The organism is Amycolatopsis sp. NPDC101161, from assembly GCF_044768185.1.
Classification (GTDB): domain Bacteria; phylum Actinomycetota; class Actinomycetes; order Mycobacteriales; family Pseudonocardiaceae; genus Amycolatopsis.
Map to the genome: position 1 here is coordinate 496810 of NZ_JBIWPI010000003.1, position 19443 is coordinate 516252.

Annotated in this window: 21 protein-coding genes; 8 read left to right on the forward strand and 13 right to left on the reverse strand. The window is 70.5% G+C overall.

Going from position 1 to position 19443, the window contains the following annotated elements; all coding sequences use genetic code 11:
* Nucleotides 1-63 precede the first annotated feature (63 nt).
* Nucleotides 64-921, reverse strand: coding sequence for a hypothetical protein (locus ACIRSS_RS24100; protein ID WP_400898494.1), 858 nt, complete (start codon nt 919-921; stop codon nt 64-66).
* Nucleotides 922-1178: 257 nt separating this feature from the next.
* Between ACIRSS_RS24100 and ACIRSS_RS24105 the strand changes: the two genes are divergently transcribed.
* On the forward strand, nt 1179-1313 hold the full coding sequence (locus ACIRSS_RS24105) for a hypothetical protein (RefSeq protein ID WP_400898496.1): 135 nt from the start codon (nt 1179-1181) through the stop codon (nt 1311-1313).
* 68 nt (nt 1314-1381) lie between these two features.
* On the opposite strand, the gene ACIRSS_RS24110 is transcribed toward ACIRSS_RS24105, so the two are convergent.
* The 3 genes from ACIRSS_RS24110 to ACIRSS_RS24120 all read right to left on the reverse strand — a co-directional run bounded on the left by ACIRSS_RS24110 (nt 1382) and on the right by ACIRSS_RS24120 (nt 3980).
* Nucleotides 1382-2071, reverse strand: a complete 690-nt coding sequence (locus ACIRSS_RS24110) for a glycoside hydrolase family 75 protein (protein WP_400898498.1) — start codon at nt 2069-2071, stop codon at nt 1382-1384.
* A gap of 578 nt (nt 2072-2649) precedes the next feature.
* Nucleotides 2650-3633, reverse strand: a complete 984-nt coding sequence (locus ACIRSS_RS24115) for a hypothetical protein (protein ID WP_400898500.1) — start codon at nt 3631-3633, stop codon at nt 2650-2652.
* Entirely contained in the window at nt 3630-3980 is a 351-nt protein-coding gene (locus tag ACIRSS_RS24120; protein WP_400898502.1) for a GntR family transcriptional regulator, read from the reverse strand. The genes ACIRSS_RS24115 and ACIRSS_RS24120 overlap by 4 nt, the downstream gene beginning before the upstream one ends.
* A 113-nt stretch (nt 3981-4093) precedes the next feature.
* Here ACIRSS_RS24120 and ACIRSS_RS24125 point away from each other — a divergent pair, with 113 nt between their 5' ends.
* Nucleotides 4094-4774 carry a DUF1214 domain-containing protein gene (locus ACIRSS_RS24125; protein WP_400898504.1) on the forward strand — a complete coding sequence of 227 codons (681 nt, stop codon included), beginning with the start codon at nt 4094-4096 and terminating at the stop codon, nt 4772-4774.
* On the forward strand, nt 4758-5342 hold the full coding sequence (locus ACIRSS_RS24130) for a DUF1254 domain-containing protein (RefSeq protein ID WP_400898506.1): 585 nt from the start codon (nt 4758-4760) through the stop codon (nt 5340-5342). Before ACIRSS_RS24125 ends, ACIRSS_RS24130 begins: the two co-directional genes overlap by 17 nt.
* 33 nt (nt 5343-5375) lie before the next feature.
* On the opposite strand, the gene ACIRSS_RS24135 is transcribed toward ACIRSS_RS24130, so the two are convergent.
* The 7 genes from ACIRSS_RS24135 to ACIRSS_RS24165 all read right to left on the reverse strand — a co-directional run bounded on the left by ACIRSS_RS24135 (nt 5376) and on the right by ACIRSS_RS24165 (nt 12285).
* Complete coding sequence (locus ACIRSS_RS24135; protein WP_400898508.1) at nt 5376-7049, reverse strand: APC family permease; 1674 nt, start codon at nt 7047-7049, stop codon at nt 5376-5378.
* A gap of 461 nt (nt 7050-7510) precedes the next feature.
* Nucleotides 7511-7858 carry a TraR/DksA family transcriptional regulator gene (locus ACIRSS_RS24140; protein ID WP_400898510.1) on the reverse strand — a complete coding sequence of 116 codons (348 nt, stop codon included), beginning with the start codon at nt 7856-7858 and terminating at the stop codon, nt 7511-7513.
* Between the two features lie 91 nt (nt 7859-7949).
* On the reverse strand, nt 7950-8543 hold the full coding sequence (locus ACIRSS_RS24145; protein WP_400898512.1) for an MOSC domain-containing protein: 594 nt from the start codon (nt 8541-8543) through the stop codon (nt 7950-7952).
* Between the two features lie 54 nt (nt 8544-8597).
* A complete protein-coding gene (msrB, locus tag ACIRSS_RS24150; protein WP_400898514.1) occupies nt 8598-9056 on the reverse strand; it encodes a peptide-methionine (R)-S-oxide reductase MsrB in 459 nt (152 codons plus the stop codon).
* A 202-nt stretch (nt 9057-9258) separates the two neighbouring features.
* Entirely contained in the window at nt 9259-9693 is a 435-nt protein-coding gene (locus ACIRSS_RS24155; protein ID WP_400898516.1) for a VOC family protein, read from the reverse strand.
* A 25-nt stretch (nt 9694-9718) separates the two neighbouring features.
* The gene (locus ACIRSS_RS24160; RefSeq protein WP_400898518.1) at nt 9719-11032 is read right to left on the reverse strand and encodes a peroxidase family protein; all 1314 of its coding nucleotides are present in this window, start codon (nt 11030-11032) and stop codon (nt 9719-9721) included.
* Nucleotides 11029-12285 (reverse strand): low temperature requirement protein A, encoded by a 1257-nt coding sequence (locus ACIRSS_RS24165; protein WP_400898520.1) that lies wholly within the window; start codon nt 12283-12285, stop codon nt 11029-11031. The genes ACIRSS_RS24160 and ACIRSS_RS24165 overlap by 4 nt, the downstream gene beginning before the upstream one ends.
* A 126-nt stretch (nt 12286-12411) precedes the next feature.
* Here ACIRSS_RS24165 and ACIRSS_RS24170 point away from each other — a divergent pair, with 126 nt between their 5' ends.
* Both ACIRSS_RS24170 and ACIRSS_RS24175 read left to right on the forward strand, forming a co-directional pair.
* Nucleotides 12412-12624 carry a hypothetical protein gene (locus ACIRSS_RS24170; RefSeq protein ID WP_400898522.1) on the forward strand — a complete coding sequence of 71 codons (213 nt, stop codon included), beginning with the start codon at nt 12412-12414 and terminating at the stop codon, nt 12622-12624.
* Nucleotides 12621-12974: an antibiotic biosynthesis monooxygenase family protein gene (locus ACIRSS_RS24175; protein ID WP_400898523.1), complete on the forward strand. Its 354-nt coding sequence runs from the start codon at nt 12621-12623 to the stop codon at nt 12972-12974. Before ACIRSS_RS24170 ends, ACIRSS_RS24175 begins: the two co-directional genes overlap by 4 nt.
* 16 nt (nt 12975-12990) lie before the next feature.
* On the opposite strand, the gene ACIRSS_RS24180 is transcribed toward ACIRSS_RS24175, so the two are convergent.
* Entirely contained in the window at nt 12991-13932 is a 942-nt protein-coding gene (locus ACIRSS_RS24180) for an MBL fold metallo-hydrolase (protein ID WP_400898525.1), read from the reverse strand.
* Nucleotides 13933-13988: 56 nt separating this feature from the next.
* Here ACIRSS_RS24180 and ACIRSS_RS24185 point away from each other — a divergent pair, with 56 nt between their 5' ends.
* The gene (locus tag ACIRSS_RS24185; RefSeq protein ID WP_400898527.1) at nt 13989-16391 is read left to right on the forward strand and encodes a LuxR C-terminal-related transcriptional regulator; all 2403 of its coding nucleotides are present in this window, start codon (nt 13989-13991) and stop codon (nt 16389-16391) included.
* 812 nt (nt 16392-17203) lie between these two features.
* Complete coding sequence (locus ACIRSS_RS24190; RefSeq protein ID WP_400898529.1) at nt 17204-17386, forward strand: hypothetical protein; 183 nt, start codon at nt 17204-17206, stop codon at nt 17384-17386.
* A gap of 7 nt (nt 17387-17393) precedes the next feature.
* Here ACIRSS_RS24190 and ACIRSS_RS24195 read toward each other — a convergent pair whose 3' ends face one another.
* Nucleotides 17394-17837 (reverse strand): MarR family winged helix-turn-helix transcriptional regulator, encoded by a 444-nt coding sequence (locus ACIRSS_RS24195; protein ID WP_400898531.1) that lies wholly within the window; start codon nt 17835-17837, stop codon nt 17394-17396.
* A gap of 114 nt (nt 17838-17951) precedes the next feature.
* On the opposite strand from ACIRSS_RS24195, the gene ACIRSS_RS24200 reads away from it, so the two are divergent.
* Entirely contained in the window at nt 17952-19424 is a 1473-nt protein-coding gene (locus ACIRSS_RS24200) for an MFS transporter (RefSeq protein WP_400898533.1), read from the forward strand.
* Nucleotides 19425-19443 lie beyond the last annotated feature (19 nt).

Below are 19443 nucleotides of genomic sequence, written 5' to 3' on the forward strand. Positions count from 1 at the left end.
CTTCGGTGTCCGGTGCGGCCTGCTTGGTCAGCCTGGTCGCCGCGGCCTCGGCGGGGACTGGGGTCAGCCCGGGAAGTAGCTTGGTGGCTGCCGGCGCAGGGTGGTCGCCGCCCTGGCCAGGTCGCTTTCCGGGATTGCCGGTGACCCGGTGCCGATCTCGATGACCCGGTCGCCTTTGCGGGCGAGGTAGCGCGACACCCAGCCGTGGGAGGGTGCGGTGACCCGCCAGACGTCAGGTCCGGCTGCGGTGCACGGCACGGCGGCTTTGCCGTCGTTGCCCGAGTCGGGGAGCGCGCAGTCGGCCGGGGGGTTGAACCGCGCGGGCGCAGGCGTCTCGAACACTGCGATGTTCGGCGAGGCATCGGCCGCCTGCGGGGGCGCCGACGTGGGCCGAAGCCAGAAGGCGAACAAGGACCCGGAGTCCTCGAAGTGGTACTCGGTGATCGTGTAGCCGGGCAGGTCCGGGGCGAACAGCGGATGCGGGAAGGTCGCCAGCTGGGCGGCTTTGCCGGCAGCCTCGTCGGCCACGCGGGCGGCCCGCTGCATCGGAGCCACCACCAGCTGTGCCGGGATCAGCGCGAGCACCCCCGCGGCCACGATGACCCGCCGATGGGGCCGGGTGCCCGGACCGACGGCGAACGCGGCCGCTGCATAGCCGCCGGCCGTCACCACGGCTACCGCGAACACGGTGGCCGCCGGCAGCCACTGGCCGAGGGCTGGGGTGTAGGGGTCGAGCATGGCGAGCCCTCGCGTCAGCGCCACCAGCGCCACGGGGGCCAGCAGGGCGGTCAGCAGGGGCCGTCGCACCCGTGCGATCCGCAGTAGCGGCCAGGACAGCGCCCAGGCTGCCAGCACCGCGACCGCCAACTCGGCCAGCGCCTCCAGTTCCTTGTTGCGGAGGGTGAGGGTGAACACGGTCATCGCCAGGCCGAGTGCGCTGCCGACAGCCGCGGCTCGGGCGCACTGCCCCGCCGGCCCACGCGCGGGAAGGATCTGTTCGGGCGACGCGGCTACTGGCTTGTCCACGGCGGGAATCTTTGCGCCTGCCTGCGTGGCTCGGCATCCGGGCAACTACTCAATTCCCAGCGGGTCCGCACGGTCAGGCAGCGCGCCGCCGTCACCGGCTGAAGGCGACGAAGGCGGCGAACGCGCGGCACCTGACGATCGGGTTCGACTTCGTGTCCGAGCGGCCGGGTGGGCGGCAGCGGATCACCCTGGAGTTCGGCGAGGTCGAGGTGCTGTGCATCGAGCCTTGCTTGCCGACGGGCGTCGACCCCCGGTACGCGGTGGAACTGACGGCCACGGTGAGCTGACTCGACCGCTGAGGGCCGCCGGACGGTGACACCGTCCGGCGGCCTGTCGCGTGGATGCCTTGCCGGGACTAGATACCCATGCTCGCGCCGAGGCTGTCCAGTGCCTTTTGGACCAGGGCCTGGGCATTGGCGTTCAGGTTCGAGTTGGTGCCGTTCACGACCCAGGACGAGCCCGAGAAGATCACCACGGTCACGCCGTTGTCGACGCCGCCGGTGGTGCCGCTGCTGGGGATGCCGAGCAGCGAGGCCGACTTCACCGACGCCTCACCCAGTTCGCGGGAGTCGTTGTCCGAAGTGGTCTGGTTGTTCCCGGTCTGCGTGTCGCCGAAGATGGCGCCGATGCACTTGCTCTTGTAGAACATCAGGGCGAACTGACGGCCCTTGATGTTGTGTTCCTTGTAGAAGAAGTGCGGGCAGGGGGACTTGCGGTCGTAGCAGTCGTCGCCCAGCACGTAGAACGGCACGTGGTGCGCGGCCAGCTGCTTGCCGTTGCTGTCCTGGAAGGTCGTCTGGCCCTGGTGGTCGGGATCGGGGTCGGGGTCGCTGCCGTCGTCGTCGACGGCCAGGCTGGAACTGTAGGCGTAGACGCCCGTCGCCACCTGGTAGACGTTGACGTTCTTGGCCCGCGTCATGGTGTTGATGTGCGGCTTGGAGTTGACCTGGTGCGCGGACGTGCTGTTCTTCTTGACGCCGGCCAGCACCTGGGCGGCCGTGTACGTCTTGTCGGCCGACGGGGCGGCCTGGGCATCGGTGTTCATCGTGGCGGCGTCGGCGGACTTGAGAGCGAATGGCGTGACGAGCGCCAGAGCCGCAGCGGCTGCGACAGCGAAGCGCGTACGGGATGTCATGGCTGGGGCCTTCCATCGATCGCGGGGACACCGGACTTCGTTAGGAATACTTCCTAACTGAGGGAACCACCTGAGACGCCATCACGTAACACTTTTACGGAAATTTTAATCAGATGTCCCGGTGTCCGGGGCAGGCGCCCGGTTGGAGCGGCGAACGGTGGTGATACGCGGCGTCGAGGGCGAGGGAGCAGGCAGCGTGGTCGAGACCGCGGCGTCCAAGGTGGCCCCAGTCATCCGCCCCCTGGTGCGCCGAACGGCAACCTGCCTGTGCGCGACGACCGCGCGTACGCCGAGCGCCTCTGTGCCCTCCGGTCACGGTGAGCGCTGCTGTTATTCGGCGGTGAACAACATCGCCGAGGACTCACCTTGGCGGCTAGGTCGCCGCAGCCTCAACAATATCGTCTGCGGCCATGCTCCTCCCGCTGCACGAGCACGACCGCGACCCATCGTGAACGGCACGACCCGGTGGGGGAGGACGGGCGAACCGGTCATGCCTGCTTCCTCGCGTAGGTTTCGAGGACCGCCGCCGCGGTCCCGGCGTCATCGACGGTGACGACGATCGAGCGGCCGTCGCGCCGGACGACCTCCAAGCCGGGTCCGCGCCGCGTGACGATGCCCCACCTTCCCTTGCCGCGCGGGCCGATCACCCAGCGGATGCCCCAACCGCCGAAGTCCGCCATCGGATCGACCGGGACCGTCCCCGCCGACGCCAGGTCGGAAGCAGGGACGCTGAATCGTGGCCATCCGAGCGTCGACCGCACGACGAACCCGCCCGGCCCGGCCGTCACCACGAACTGCGCAGTCGTGAGCAGGGCCGTGAGCATGAGGGCCGGTGCGAAGAAGATCGGCCAGAACTGCCGGCTCACCGTGAGGAACAACAGCACGCCGAGCACGATGAGAACCGCGGCGACCACAGCGATGAGCGACAGGAACCACGGCGCGAGGTCGACCCTGCCGATCCAGACGGCGACCTCTCCGCGTCTGACCGGCAGCCCGTCCGATGCCTCCACGCCGGTGGTCGCGGCGGCCTCACGGGGGAGCAGCCACCAGGTGAGCAGGCCCGCGGCGATGGCCAGCACGACCCCGCCCCCGAGCGGCAACGCCGGGGCGAGAGGCGAATGGTTGAGCACGACCAGGCCGACACCCATGCCGACGGTGTGGAACACCGTGATCGCCACCGCGATCGCGGGCATCCAGGTGTTCATCCCGGCCATCCGTGTCGACCGGGCGATGAAGAACCCGATCAGTGCGATCACGGGAAGCCCGATCGCGGCAGTGAGGATCGCGTAGCTCCACCAAGGTCCGTAGCGATCTCCCTGGGCGCCCCACCGCACGACCAGCTGTGAACTGCCTGCCGCACCGACACCGATCACCACAGCCTCGGACGCCACGACGATCGCGAGCGGGACCCAGATCGTCGCGATGAGCGCCGCCCGGTGAGCGGCCGCGTGGCCGACGACACGACCGGTCATGACTCGTACTCCTTCCGGACCAGGGCGAGCAGGGTGCCGATCGGGATATCGGCGGCTTTCGCCTCGTCCGCGGCGCGCACCACGGCGTCCCTGACCCGATCGGCGGTCGGGCCGCCGACGACGACGGCGCCGCGACCGCGGCGGAGCTCGATCTGGCCGTCGTCGCGCAGCTCCTGATAAGCGCGCAGCACAGTGTGGACGTTGACCGCGAGTGAGCCGGCGAGGTCCTTCGCCGCCGGCAGCCGCGTCCCGGTCGCGATGGTCCCCGTCGCGATCTGGGTCGTGATCGAAGTCGCGATCTGGGCAAAAACCGGCGTGGCCGAGGAGGGGTCGACAAGGACGAACACAGGGTTATTCTAGTTCAACTAGAAGAACCGCGTCACCCCCAACGCAAGGGAGAGCGCATGCCCACGGACCAAGCAGTGTCCTCGATCGGTTCCCGGCGGCCCGCCGGTCCGCGATGAGCAGGATCTACACCTACTTCGGCGCGCTCGTCGGCCTGGTCTGCGCGTACTTCGTCGTGCGGCTCGTCTTCTTCACGGACTTGACCACGAGAACCGTGCCCGCCGACGTCCTCCAGGGCGTTCTCCTCGGCTGCGGGCTCGCGCTCGTCACCGCCCTGATCATCGGGCGGATCCGGGCCACGACCTCGCACGGGTGGACGACGATGTACGGGTGCGGCCGGCCCGGCAACGGCATGTTCTTCCGGGCGGCGCAGGCATGGGCCTTCCCGGGGCCGATCACCGTTCCCGAAGAGGCGATGTACTGGCGGACCACTTCGGACGGCTCGGGCCGGACGCTGGACGGCCACCGGGACTACGTCATGCACTTCGAGCCGGGACGGCTTCCGCCCACCACCGCGTTCTGGTCGCTGACCATGGGCGATGGGAGGAACCGCTACGTGCCGAACCCGCTCGATCGGTACCACGTCGGCGATCGCTCCGGCCTCGTCCCGAATGCCGACGGCTCGGTGGACGTGTACATCCAACGGCAGGCTCCGGTCGGCCACGAGCCGAACTGGCTGCCCGCTCCCGCGGGCAGCTTCATCCTCTGGCTGCGGGTCTACCTGCCTGGCCGCGAGATCGTCGAGCGCACCTACTCGGTACCGCCGGTGGAGGTGAGCCATGCCCGCGGGATATGAACACCTGATCATCCTCGGGGTCGTCGCCGTCGCGGTATCGCTGCCGGCGACCTACCTGTACCCGCGCCTCCTGCTCATCGCGTACAAGCGGGCGATCCTCGTCAAGGGGGTGGACTCCGGCCCCATCCCGGTCAACACGCTCTACACCCAGCCTCAGGCACTCTTCCGAGACCCCTTCGCACCCTTGCCGCCAGGTGGGTCGCGACTGATGAGCATGGGCACGAACCGCGACACCCTTTACGTCGCGGGCTCGCTCGACCTCGCGGCGGGGCCGCTCGTCCTGCACGTACCGGACATGGGAGACCGCTACTACAGCGTGCAGTTCACCGACCCCGCCACGAACACGAACTTCGCCTACGTCGGCACGCGCACCACAGGGACGGCTTCCGGCGACCACCTCGTCAGCGGACCTCGCTGGGCGGGAACCGTCCCGGACGGCATGGGACACGTGTCGGCGCCGCACAACGCCGTCCTGCTCATCGGACGCGTGTTCGTCGCCGACGATGACGACCTGCCGACCGCATACGCACTCGCTCGGAAAATCCGTCTCACCTCGCGGAAAACGTAGTATTGGAAAGGCAGTCGGTGGATCAGCTGTCCCTTAGACTGCGGGCGCGGTGCCGTCGATCTCCGCCGTCAGGAGTTCCGCTTCCTCGGCGGCGACCGTGGCCTGCACCTTCTCCGGGGCCAGCGCCGAATTGACCGCCCAGTAGAAGATGGCCAGCGCGAAGACGACGACCGCGACGAGGTCCCACCATTCCGGGAGGATGTTGCGCGGAGCCACGTTCTGCGCGTACCGCCCCAGGAAACCGATGATCGCGGAACCGACGAGCCAGGGGATGACCCAGACCGCGGCCTTGAGCTCCAACGGGCGCCGTTTCTCGGCGGGGGCCGTGGCGTAGCTGATCGCGAAGATCAGGAGGCCCACGGCGACGGCGGCGAGGATCTTCCACGTCGTGTCGTAGCCGCCCCAGTAGATGATCAGGTTGGCGCTGACGAACCCGATCGGGGCAAGGACCTTCGCGTAGGGCGTGCGGTAGGGGCGCGGGCGGCCGAGGTCGCGTTTGCGGAGCGCGGCCAGCGAAATCGGGGCGAACGCGTACATCACCGCTGTCGCCGAGGTCACCACGTTGACCAGCGCCTGCCAGCTCGGGAAGGGCAGGAAGGAGAACTCGCCGACGACGAAGGCGAGGATGATCGACCAGAGCGGGATGCCGCGAACGTTGACCTTGCCGAGGATGCCGGGCAGCAGCCGGTCGCGCCCGAGCGCGTAGGTCAGGCGGGCCGACGTCGCCACGTAGACGAGGCCGGTGCCGGCGGGGGAGACGAACGCGTCGGCGTACAGGACGTAGGCGAGCCAGCCGGCGCCGGCGGCGAAGGCGAGCGTCGCGTACGGGCCGAAGTCGCCCTTTTCGATCGGGTTGGCCCAGCCCTGGATCAGGTTGTGCGGGTCGATGCTGCCGATGAACGCGATTTCCAGCAAGATGTAGACCAGCGCGCCCACCGCCATGGCGGTCAGCACCGCGCGGGAGAGGTCACGTTTCGGGTTCCGTGCCTCACCGCCGAGCTGGATGGCTTGTTCGAAGCCCTGCAGGGCGAATACGACACCGACCGGCAACGCCGCGAAGATCCCGTGTGCCCCGTATGGCGCGAAACCGCCGCCCGCCGTGAAGTTGCCGGCGTGGAAGCTCGTCGGGATCAGCACGAACACGGTGACCAGCGGGACCGCGGTCTTCCACAGCACCGCGTAGGAGTTGGTCTCCGACATCAGCTTCACGCCGACGATGTTGATCAGGGTGAAGACCACCATCAGGAGGCTGGCCCAGCCGAACCCGCTGGCGGTGAGCGTGCCGTCGTCGGCGTGCAGGAGGTTCAGGTTGTCCTTGACCCACGCGATGTTGTTCAGGTATTCCAGGCTCGCTTCGACCTCGATCGGCGCGATGGCCACGGCCTGCAGCCACGCGGACCAGCCGGCGACGAACCCGGTGACCGTGCCGTAGGCGAACAGCGGGAACCGCGCCGTGCCGCCGGCGACCGGATAGGCCGCACCGAGCTCGGCGTGGATGAGCGCCAGCACGGCGAGCATCGCCGCGGCGAGCAGCCACGAGACGATCGACGCGGGGCCGGCGACCTGGGCCGCCTTGAGCGCACCCAGTAGCCAGCCCGAGCCGATGATCGAGCCGAGGGAAATGAACGTCAACCCGTAGAAGCCGACCGCTCGCTTCAGCTGTCCGCTGCCTTCGTCCGAGGCCACGACGGTTCGCGAGGAAGCCATGCACACTCCTGTCTGCGAAATCCGGAGTTCTCCGGGAGACCCTCCGGTGGCGTTCGGAGCACTATGGCGCATGCGCACTCCGAACCAAACCGCTGTGGTGGCAGAGTTTTGATACTTAAGGGCGACTTAACATGAGACTCGGACATTCATCGCTTATCCGGACCGCGGAGGGGAGGTGAATACGCATTCCGGGCAATGCGTGGAAAATACGGTCGAGCGACAGGAAACGGACATGTGGAATGGGGCCGCGTTCTGAGGACCCCGTATTCCGTGAGTGGCTGCACGTGCGTCCGCGCGAAGCACCGCATCGAGGTCACCAAGGGACCGGGCTCACGCGCGGCCGGGCCGGCGATGGCGTTCAAGGACTGCTCGGCAGGCTTCCCCCGCGCTCGCACGGGAAACGGGTCCGCGCCGGTCGCGTTCAGGCTGCGACCATCGCGTCCAATTCGGACCTCGGGTCGTCACCTGCGGTTCGCGCAGCTGATGCAGATCCGCGTGGCCGGCAGGGCGAGCAGGCGGTCCTCCGCGATCGGGCCGCCGCAGCGTTCGCAGACGTCGTAGACACCGGCTTCGACCCGGTCGGCGGCCTTCCCGAGCGCCGCGAGGTCGTCCTGCGCCTGCCGCAGCAGGGCCTGGACCTGTGCGCGCTCGAAGGCGATGGTCGCGCCTTCGGGGTCGTGTTCGTCGTCGCCGCTGTCGAACTGCGACGCCGCCACGATGTCGTCGCGTTGCCGCGCCAAGGCCGTGACCAGCCGCTCGGTCTCGGCTCGGGCCCCCTCGATCAACTCCGTCGCGACGCGCTTCTCCACGCTTCCGACGATACGCCTGGCGCCCAGTGGCCTCCGCCCTCGAGCGCCCGAGGTGAAGACGCCGAAGTGCCCGGCGATCAGCACTCGGAGGTCATGGGGCAGTCGCTCGACGCGGTCGCGGATTCGGTGAGGCCGCGGCCGCGGGGGAGTGCTCCACGGTGAGGGTCGCGGGACCGACCCGCAGGATTCCGTCCTCGAGAGGAGTGCAGCGCACGCCGCCGCGCCCGCGCAGCCCGCGGAACGCGCCGGGTGCCAGCACCACGTCCATCCAGGCGCACGGGTGGGCCGGGCGATGGGCCTGGAACCGGACTTCGCCGGCGCCGGAGTCGAGGCCGAAGACGGCTCCGGTCCCGCCACGCGGCGCAGCCAGCTCGTCGACGGGAAACCCGTGTACGACGATGTTGCGTCGTGGCAGGTGCGGGTCCGGCACGGCGGCGAGGCCGAGGTCCCGCGCGAGAACGTCGAGTGACTCGGCGGCGAAGAGGGTGACGGTGGCCCGGCGGTGGGCGGGCTGGTTGAAGTACCGGTCGCCGACGAGCCCGAGGCCGGCGCGCACGGCGACCTCGTCGTGCTCGACGGGTTCGGGGTCGGGCCGCGGGCCGTCCGCGGGACGGCCTTCGAAGGCGTGCACGGGGGAGACCAGCAGCGCGACGATCTCCACCGGGGCCGAGATCGTGGCCGGCATGGGGCTCTCCTCGATCGGGCCGGCGCGCGAACCGCAGTTCGCGCGCCGGTGTCCTCACTTGTCGCTGGTGAACAGGGTGCGGTAGTCGCCGTAGCCCGCGTCATCCAGGTCGTCGAAGTGGACGAAGCGCAACGACGCGGAGTTGATGCAGTAGCGCATTCCGCCCTTGTCGAGCGGGCCGTCGTCGAAGACGTGGCCGAGGTGGCTGTCCCCGTGCAGCGAGCGGACCTCCGCCCGGATCATCCCGTGGCTGAAGTCTTCCCGCTCGACGACGTTCGACTTGACGATCGGCTTGGTGAAGCTCGGCCACCCGGATCGGCTGTCGTACTTGTCGACCGAAGCGAACAGCGGCTCGCCGGACACGACGTCGACGTAGATGCCCGGCTCGTGGTTGTCCCAGTACGCGTTCGCGAACGGGCGCTCCGTGCCGTCCTGCTGGGTCACGCGGTACTGCTCCGGATCCAGCCGCGACACGGCTTCCGGATTCTTGTGGTACTCGGCCTGCTGAGGCACAGCTCTCCCTTCCCCGCCTTTCGGCGCGAAGCTGGGGCACCAGGTGAAACGCACCTGGACGTGCAGCTGTACAGACGTGCGGCGCACCCGCGCTATTCCGCTGGGCGGCCGGTCGGCGCGGGCGTGTTCTTCTTTCGTAAGGAGTGGGTGAACACGCCCGAACCGGCCGCGCGCCGAGTTCCTGACGGCTGCCGGCACGCGGTCACCTGGTGAGCAGGCCGGTCGTCTGGCCGATCTCGATCAGGTAGCCGTCCGAGTCGCGAAGGTAGCACCGCACCTCGGCCCCGCGGTCCTGCGGCTCGGTCAGGAACTCCGCGCCCTGCGCGCGGGCTCGAGTGTGGAACTGCGCGATGTCGGCCACTCGGATGTTGAGGAACGCCGACACCGGGTCACCGGGCTCGGGTGCGGTCAGGATCACGTCCGGCTTGTCCGGTGTGGGGCCGCCGCCGGGGTTCATGATGATCCACGTGTTGGCGACGCGCACGGTGGCGGGGTTCTCGGCCAGCACGACGTGCCCGCCGAAGATCCTGGCGTAGAACTCGCGCGACACTTCGACGTCGCGCACGGTCAGGAAGTGCGTGACAACCAGGCCCTGATCCGGCGCGGGAAAACCTTCCACCACCGAAATCCTTTCCACGAATGAGTCCTCCTTGTCCGACGAATCAGCTCGGCCGCGCGTGGCCCAGCGTGAGCAGGTCGGCCAGGCCGTAGGTCGGTCCCGCGGCGGGCAGGGTCGGTCGCCAGCCCGGTTCGCCGTTCAGGTAGCTCGCCGGGTCGGCGCGCAGCAGTCCGATCAGGACTTCCGCGACGATGCGGCCGCCGACCTCGCCCAGGCGGTCGCCGCCGCCGTGGTGCCGGGCTTCGTCGAGGACGTAGATCCACAGCGGCGTGCCGTGCGGCCAGGAACCTTCGCCCGCGGTCAACGGCGGCGCGCCGATGTGCTGGGCGACGGATTCGCCGCTGGGCAGTCCGGTGGTCTCGCCGCGGAGGAGGTCGCGGACCGCGAGCGACCGGTGGGCGACGGCGTCGACGGTGCCGGTGAGCTGCTCGGGCAGCGCGATGAGGCTCGCCGGAAGGCGGCCGTCGATGCGTTTGGCCCGTTGCGCCGGCGGGTGGCCGGGCAAGTCGAAGATCAGCGCGAGGTCGAGGTGCCGGCCGGCGGGCACCGGCCGGAACCCGACGAGGTCCGGGAACAGCGGCAGTTCGGGGCCGCCGGGGACGAGCCGGTAGGTGTGGCGGATCTGGCTGTGGCCGTAGCGGAAGGCCGCGTGGGAGAACTCCAGCGGGATGGAGGCCTGTCCCGGCGGCGGTGCGAACCACCGGCCGCCTGTCGCGAGCACCTGCTCGACCAGGGGCAGCCCGACGAGCCTGGGCAGGAAGTCGTGGACCACGATCCACTGGTGGTGCCAGGTGAGGGCCTGCCGCGCCCGGTCGAAAACGTCGGTCACGCCGTCGTCGCGCAGCAGATCCACGATGCGGTTGTGTGCCCGCAGCAGCGCGGTGTGCAGGGTCAGTGCGACCAGGTGCGAGTCGTTGCGGGGGTCGCCGATGAGGGCCACCCCCTGCTGGTTGCGGGGCACGTCGTAGCCATCGGGGCGGCCGAGCAGGAACTTCGCCGGGTCGCCCGTGTCGTAGAGGAACGGCGAACCGATGGGGCCGTCGGAGTAGAGCATCTCCAGGTCGAGCTTCAGTGCGCGGGCGTTGCGCAGTGCTCCCGGGGGCAGGTCACCGGTGATGGACGAGCGGTCGGCGGTGAGGTCGTGCGCGATCAGCTGGCCGAAGAACGGCCACCCGGCCGCCTCGGCCGCGTCGTCGCCGCTCGGCCCGGGCATCGCCGCCGCGTCGCAGATCCCGCCGTGGCCGCCCGCGCGCGTCAGCAGCCGCGGATCGGTGACCAGTGGGGCGAGACCGGGGAACATGCGCCCGTACCGGCTAGGCCCGGCCGCTTCCGCGATGGGGGTCACCACGGTCGTCACGGCATACCTCCTGTCCGCCGGGGATCATCGTGATCCCGTTGCCAGTGAAGACAAGACCGCCCTGCGGCGTGTGACAGCTCCCGGGTGATGGTGAAAGCGACCAGCAAGGCGCAGGCCGTCGCGATGCCCGCGACCACGACGGCCACGCCGGTCCACGGCGCGGCGAGCGGGAGCAGGAACACGACGGTGGCGCACGCCAGAACCGCGCCGGGACGCAGGACGGTCCTCGCCACGATCGGGACGTGGATCAGCCACAGGAGCACGAGAAACACGCCCACGGAGGCCGCGACGGCGTAGCTGATCAGAAGCGGTGAAGCCGGCAGGTGGTGCCCGGTGTCCTCGACGGCGACCTCCAGGCTCGCGCCGAGTGTCGCGAGCGCCGCGAAGGTGCCGAAGTGGCCGTAGCCCCACAGGTAGGATCCCTCGCGGCGATCGCGCAGCCCGTCCCCGGCCGGTTCCAGGAAGTACAGCCACCAGGTGGCGAAGAGCAGCACGAGGCCGGAGACCGCGATCGTGACGAACGCGGCGCTGATCTCCGCCGCCTGCAGAACTCCCCGGACACCCGTGATCGCGGCCGAGACGCTCTCGCCGAGCAGGATGATCGTGAACAGCCCGTAGCGCTCGGCGATGTGGTGCGGGTGCCAGGTGGTGGCGCCGGGCCGCTCCGCCCAGCGCGGCACCGCGAGTTCCGCGGCAGCCAGCGCGAGGAAGCACACCGTCCGGGTGCCCGGCGAAAGGACACCCGTCTCGCCGAGGACGAGCCAGCCCACCCAGCCGATCTGCAGGACGGTGATGCCGGCGGCGTACCGGAACGCGGTCCGCCTGCGCGCCGGGTCCTCGAGGCCGGCTCGCAACCACTGCGCGACGAGCCCGATCCGCATGACGAGGTAGCCGGCCGCGACGGCGCGGTAGTCGCCGGTGGCCGTGGCGGGCACCCCGGCGGCGAGGACGAGCACACCGGCCATCTGCACCATGGTCAGCAGCCGGTAGGCCACGTCGTCGGTGTCGTAGGACGACGCGAACCACGTGAAGTTCATCCACGCCCACCAGATCGCGAAGAAGACCTGGAGGAACCCGGCCAGGCCGGTCCAGGCGTGGCCGTCGGCGATGTGGTGCGCGAGCTGGGCGGTGGCGGCCGCGACGGCGACCACGAAGACGAGGTCGAACAGCAGCTCGAGCTGGCTCGACGCGCGGTGCGGTTCGTCGATCGGGCGCGCGCTCATCCGGACGCGGATCCGGATCCTGGTGCTCATCGGCGGCAAGGGCTCGCTCCATCCCACGGGGTCGGTCGCGAGCCAGGACAGCGCAGCACCGGCGTTTGTGACCGGAACTTCGGTCGCGCCTGTCACACCACGGCGGCCTGCCTTGTCTCAGGGGACATGAGCACACCGGACAACGAAGAGTTCCTGCACGGGCTCGAAATCGAGGTGGCGGCCGAGCTGGACATCGCCGAATCGAGCCACCCCGAAGACGCCGCCCGCACACCGGTCACCGAATGGCTGTTCGACCCCACCGACGCCGAGCGCTACGAGGTCAACCTCCGCGGTCTGCTCGGCGCGGTCGAAGCGGTCGAGGAAGGGGAGACCAAGTGAGCAGATCCCTGGCATCGAAGACCGGGGTCGACGAACCGGTCACGGTCATCAAGTACTACACCGTCCCGGCCGGCGAAGCCGGTTATTTCGTCGAGAGGTACCAGGAGAACGCCCGGATCATGGCGGCCCAGCCCGGCTTCGTCCGCTCCCGCCTGCACCGGCCGCTCGCCGACGGGCCCGAGGTGCGGTTCGTCCACATCGCCGAGTGGTCCTCGGGCACCGCGCTCGACAAGGCCACCGGCAACCCCGAATGGCAGGCCTCGCTGCGGCGCTTGTTCGACGATCCGGGCTTGCACCTCACCTCGGAACCGGCCGGCTATCGCGTCGTCGTCGAACTTCAGCCCTCCTGACCGCGCGGATTGCCGCTCACGGGTGAATCTGCAAGCCGACCCCGGCCTCCAGCCGCAGGGACTCGAGGATGACGAACGTCGTGCTGGCGATGAAGACGTCGGCCGCGCCCAGTACCCCGGCGTATTTCCGGGCGACGGGCGCCGCGGCGTACTCGGTCGCCGTGTCGAGGTAAGCCTTCACCGCTGCCCAGGTGTTGTCGCCGTACTCGGCGTAGAACGGCATGGGATCCACTGTGGACAGTGCTGCCCGCGCGCTCTCCGCGATGTCCTCGATGTACTGCCGGTGCAGCACGACGTCGTCGCGGGTGCCCAGGCGGCCGAGGTGGCCGCCGATGAAGTGCTTCCACGGGAACGACAGCGCGGTGCCGGGGGCGGCCATGGAGCCGGGCACGTCGCTGTTGACGTTGAAGGCGGCGAACGACCCCCAGCCCGGCACCACGACGTCGATGAGCATCAGGGTTTCGTGATCGGGCAGGTGGAGGTAGATGTTGTCCGGCGTGTGGTTCGTGCCGCGCCAGGCCAGGTCGACGCGCTCGCCGCCCACCCGCAGGGTGTGCTCCTGCTCGAAGGTGACGTCGGGCAGGGGCCGCGCCGGGTCGTCGTAGCGCTGCAGCAACCGCTTGGTGCCGGCGTGGCCGACGCGCACCACGTCCTTGCCGAACAACGAGGAGGCGCCGATGTGGTCGGCGTGGTGGTGGGAGTAGACGAGGTGCGTCACCTTGTTGGACACGCCGTTCGCCGAGGCGATCTCGTCGACGGCGCGCTGCAGGTTGTGCCCGATGGTCGGGGGCGCGTCGAACAGCACCACGCCGTCGGGGGTGGTCAGGAACGCGGCCTGGTAGCCGCCGTCGGTGACCCAGTAGAGGTTCTTCTCCACGCGGCCGACGAAGTACCCCTGCTCGTTGACGGCGGGGCCGTGTGCGGAGGGCGGTACCGGCGCGAAGTTCGTTGTGGTCATGGGACCAGGTTCGTCACCCGTCAGGTGAGCGGTCGTCACTGGATCCAGGTGATCCCGTGTCCGCCCTGATCGACCGCGCCGGCCTCGTCGCCGCACTGGAAGCCGCGGTGGGCAAAAGGGTGACGGTCGTCTCAGGGCCTGCCGGGAGCGGGAAAACCTCGCTGCTTCGCCTGTGGGTCGAGCATCACGGGCAGGACCGCCGGATCGCGTTCGTGTCGGTGCGACCCGGAGCGGAGCTGTTCTGGTTCAGCGTGCTCGGCGGGATCCGGGCGGCGTGCGGCGGGGAGCCGCCCTGCGCCGCGCCGGACTGCGACGGTCGCGAGAAGGTGCTCGCCGAGATCAGCGGCGTGGCGGGTCCGTTCGTGCTGGTCGTCGACGACGCGCACGAGCTCGATGCCGCCGAGGAGCTGTCCGCGCTGCTGGCGGCGCTCCCGCCGCGGGCGCACGCGATCGTGGCCACCCGCCGCGACCTCCCCCTGGGCTTGCACAAGCTGCGGCTCGCGGGGGAACTGGCCGAGATCCGCCCGGACCGGTTGCGGTTCACGGTCGAGGAGACCGCCGCGCTCGTGGCCGCGTCCGGGATCCAGCTGCCCGAACGGGTGATCGCGGTCCTGCACGCACGGACCGAGGGCTGGGCCGCCGGACTGCGGCTGGCGGTGCTGTCGCTGGCCGGTCACCCCGACCCGGAACGGTTCGTGGCCTCGTTCTCGGGCAGCGACCGGACCGTCGCCGAGTACCTGATGGCCGAGCTGCTGGAGCGGCAGCCCGCCGACGTGCTGCGGCTGCTGCTACGCACCTCCATTGTGGACCGCGTCAGCGGCGCGCTCGCCGACCTGCTCACCGGCGCGACCGGGTCCGAGCGGATCCTGCTCGACCTGGCCGAGGCCAACGCCTTCGTCCTGGCGCTCGACCCCGAGCGCACCTGGTTCCGCTACCACCGCCTGTTCGCCGGGTTGCTGAACCTGGAACTGCGCCGCACCCAGGCCGCCGAAATCCCCCGCCTGCACCGGCTCGCGGCCCAGTGGTTCGCCGAGCACGCGCAGCCCGCCGACGCCGTCCGGCACCTCCAGGCCGCCGGCGACTGGGCCGAGGCAGCCGCCCTGCTGTCCGGCCAGGCGCTCACCATGACCCTCGACGGCGAGGCGGAAACGGTGCGGGCGCTGCTGCGGGCGTTCCCGGCGCCCGACGATTCGCTCGCCCTCGTCCGCGCCGTCGACGCGCTGGGCGGGATGCGGCTCGACGAGGCCGCGGAGCACCTGGAGACCGCCCGGTCGGCCGGCGCGGACCGGCTGGCGGTCACCGCGCTGGACCTGCTGCTCGCCCGGCTGCGCGGGCACTTCGACTGCGTGGTCGCGAACGTGGACGCCCTGCCCGCGGCCGGGGCCGACCTGCGTGCCGTCGTCCTGCTGAACGTCGGGGTCACCGAGGCGTGGTCGGGGCGGGCCGCCGACGGCGAACGCCACCTGCTGGCGGCTGCCGCCCTGGCCCGCGACCTCGACCGCCCGTACCTGGAGGTGGCCGCCCTCGCGCACCTCGGGTTCGCGTCCACGCACCGGTCCTTCGCCCTGGCCCGCCGCCGCTGCGAGGACGCGATCGCACTCGCCGCCCGGCACGGGTGGGACGCCGAGCCGGTCATCGCGCCTGCCCTGGCCACGCTCGCCTGGGTTTTGGCCTGGACCGGCGAGTTCGAGGACGCGCAACGCCGGCTGGACCAGGCGAGGCAGGCCGCCGAAGCCGACAGTGAACCCGGCGTCCGGCTGCTCGTGCACGTGGTCGCCGCACTCCTCGCCGCGGCCCGCGGCGAGCACCGCGCCGCGCTGACGGAGTTCGCCGCCGCGCGGGAGAGCCAGGCGACGATGGCCGACGAGCACGTGCTGTCCGCCCGGGTGGCCGCGTGGACGGCCGCCACCCGGGCCCGCGCCGGGCACGCCCCCGCTCCGGCGCTCCTGCCCGTCGCCGACGAGGACGTGCTCACGCGGATCGAAGGGCACTTGATCACCGCCCTCGTCGGCGCCGAGGATGGCGACGAGCGCGCCGCCGCGGCCGCCCTCGAACGGGCGCTCGACCTCGCCGAGCCGGACGGGCTGGTGCTCCCGTTCGCGATGACCGGCGCGTGGCGGCTTCTCGAAGCCTTGCCGGCCTGGGAAACCCGGCATGCGGCCCTCATCGCGACCATTCTCGACGCGGTACGCGGCCGGGTTCCGGCCCCGTCGGTGCGGGCACCTCTGGAGGAGCTGAGTCCGAGTGAGCTGCGCGTCCTGCGGTACCTGCCGACCAACTTGACGCGGCCGGAGATCGCGGGCGAACTGCTGGTCTCCCTGAACACCGTCAACACGCACATCCGCCGGATCTACGCCAAGCTCGGCGCCGCCGACCGCGGGGCGGCGGTCCGGCGGGGCCGCGAACTGCGCCTCCTGTCGGCGAGCGGCACCCTCGCGACGCCGCACCGCGGCACGTGACGGTCCGCCGGTCACAGATCGCGGGGCTGTCCGCTCGTAGCGGGTGTATCCGTTCGTGCCGGAGGGGGCGCATGCGATGACGATCGTCATCGAGTACCCGCCGGGCGACCCGGCACCCCGCCGCACCGCCACCCCGGACCATGCTGTGCGAACCGGGCAAGCCGATGGTCGACCTCGTGACCGAGGACGAACTCCAGGCGAAGGGATGGTCGCGGAAGTGAAGATCGCCGTCATCGGCGGGACCGGGCTCGCCGGCTCCCGCGTGGTCGAGATCCTGGCCGCGAACGGCCACGAAGCTGTCCCGCACTCGCCGTCCACCGCGTCAACCTGACGAATTCGCCGACGTTCGACGACGCCTCGCCCGCGTTCTTCCGGACCACCATGGACAACTTGCTGAAGGCGGCGGACGCGGCCGGTGTCGGGCACGCGGTCGTCCTCTCGATCGTGGGCGCCGCTGCAGGAGGACATCCTCGAGGCCGGGCCGGTGCCGTACTCGATCGTGCGGGCCACGCAGTTCTTCGAGTTCACGGGCGCGACGACCTCCTGGACCTCCGACGAGAACACCGTCCGCCTGCCCGCGACGCGGATCCAGCCCATCGCCGCGGACGACGTCGCCCAGGCGGTCGCCGACGTCAGCACAGGTGCCCCGCTGCGGGGGAGTGCCGTCCTCGCGAAGACCACCTATCGGGAGTGGCTGGCCTGGTCAACCGCGGTGCCAGGCGGCCGGCATCCGGTCCGGGCACGGCACCATCCCGTTCCCCAGCCCGGAGGAGGCGGCCGGCTACGAGTGGACGGACCGGGAACGGGCGGTGGTGGCCGACCGGGTGCGCACGCAGTTCGTCGGGGCGCCCGAGGAGGTGGCGGAGGGACTGGGCGCGCTGCGGAGGTCCACCGGCGCCGACGAACTGCTGGTCACGTCGATCACCCACCGGCACGAGGACCGGGTGCGCGGCTATGAGCTGCTGGCGCGGGTGTGGGCGAAACAGGACTGGTGAGGCGGGTTCAGGCGGGTTGCTCGGCCCCGCGCCCGACGGCCTGCAGGAGCAGTTCGCGCAGCTGCTCCTGCGCCGCCGCGGTCAGCTCGCCGAGGGGTGATTCGAGGGTCATCACGTCGAGCAGTCGCAGGCGCAGCTCCTGGCCGTGCGCGGTCAGCACCAGCCGCTTCGCACGCCGGTCATGCGGGTGGGGCTGCCGGTCGACCAGCCGGAGCTTCTCCATCTTGTCGATCACGAACGTGATGTTCGAGGGCTCGCAGGACATCCGGTCGGCCAGCTGGCGCATCGTGAGCGGGTCCCGCAGCTCGTGCAGCGCCATCGCCTGCGGAGCGGTGAGGCCGAGGGTCGCGGCGCACTCGTGCACGTGGTCCTGGATCCGCCGGGCCAGCTCGTTGACCAGCCCGCACAGTTCCCGCGCGGACAGCTCGGCGCCCGGCTCCGGATTCTCCATGACGGCCAGTCTAACCGGAGTGCATCAACCTTGCATACTTGCAGCTTGAAACATTCATGCTTTAAGCTTTTGCGCGCCACACCTGGCCCTACTTCCTTCGAGAGGCGCAGACCGATGACAGAAGACCTCGACCGGGCCACGGTCACGGCCGCACCGGCCGACGCCCTACCGGCCGGCTCCCCGCGGATGACTCCCCGGCAGCGGCTCATCCTGGCCGTGCTCCTCGGCGCGCAGTTCATGATCGCCGTCGACTTCTCGATCCTCACCGTGTCGCTGCCGGTCATCGGCAACGAGCTGGGCTTCGCCCTGGGAGGGCTGCAGTGGATCACCACGGCGTTCGCGCTCGCCTCCGCCGGCTTCATGCTGCTGTTCTCCCGCATCGGTGACCGGATCGGCCGCCGGCGGATCTTCCTGGGGGGCATGGCTTTGCTGATCCTCGGCTCGCTCGTCGGCGGTATCGCGCCGAACCCGGCCGTGCTGATCGTGGGGCGGGTCGCGCAGGGGCTCGCCACCGCGGCGGTGATGCCGGCGGCACTCGCGCTGCTCACCACGTCCTATCCCGAGGGCCCGCTGCGCAACCGGGCCCTGGGTTCCAACGGCGCGCTGCTGTCGCTGGGCTTCGCCGCCGGAGCGCTCCTCGGCGGTGTGCTGACCGACGCGCTCAGCTGGCGCTGGAACTTCTTCGTGAACGTGCCGGTCGGCATCGCGATCCTGATCTGCGCCCCGCTGGTCATCGCGCCGAGCCGGGCCGAACAGGCGAAGCGGCTCGACCTGCCGGGCGCGGTCACCGTCACCCTCGGCCTGCTCGCGCTCATCTACGGGCTTACCGGCGCCCAGACCCACGGCTGGGAGAGCGCCCAGACCCTGGTGGCGCTGGCGGCCGCCGTGGTGCTGCTGGTCGGCTTCATCTTCATCGAGCTGCGGGTCCCGGACCCGCTGGCACCGCTGAGGGTGCTCACGCGCAAGACCGTGAAGTGGGGCAACCTGGCCGGTCTGGTCACCCTGTCCATGCAGAGCGGGCTGGCGTTCCTGCTGACGCTCTACATGCAGGAGGTGCTCGGGCTCTCCGTGTTTTCGACCGGTCTGGCCTTCGCGGTCGTCGGCCTCGGGGTGTTCTGCGGTGGTCTGCTGGCCCCGAAGGTCGTCGCGCACTTCGGCCCGCGCGGCACGCTGCTGCTCGGCCTGGGCGTGCAGGCGATCGCGACCGGGGCGCTGGCCCTGGCCGGGGACCGCATCGGCGTCGGGATGACGATCGTGCTGATCGGGTCCGCGATCGGCGGCTTCGGGCACGTGTGGGCGGTCGTCTCGTACACGATCACGGCGACGTCGGCGCTGCCGGACAGCGAACAGGGCCTGGCCACCGCGCTCACGTCGATGACGCAGCAGATCGGCTTCACCGTGGGCATCCCGGTGCTGAGCGCGATCGCCGCCGCGAAGATCGGCACGCCCGCCCCGGCCGAGCGAGCGCACGCCATCCTGGACGGCGTGACCTTCGGCATTCTCATCGACGCGGCGTTGTGCGTCCTCGGCGCGTTGCTGATCGGCTTTTTCTTGCGGCCGAAGGACTTGGCGGCGTCCCGAGCGTGACGTCCGGTAGCGCGGGCCG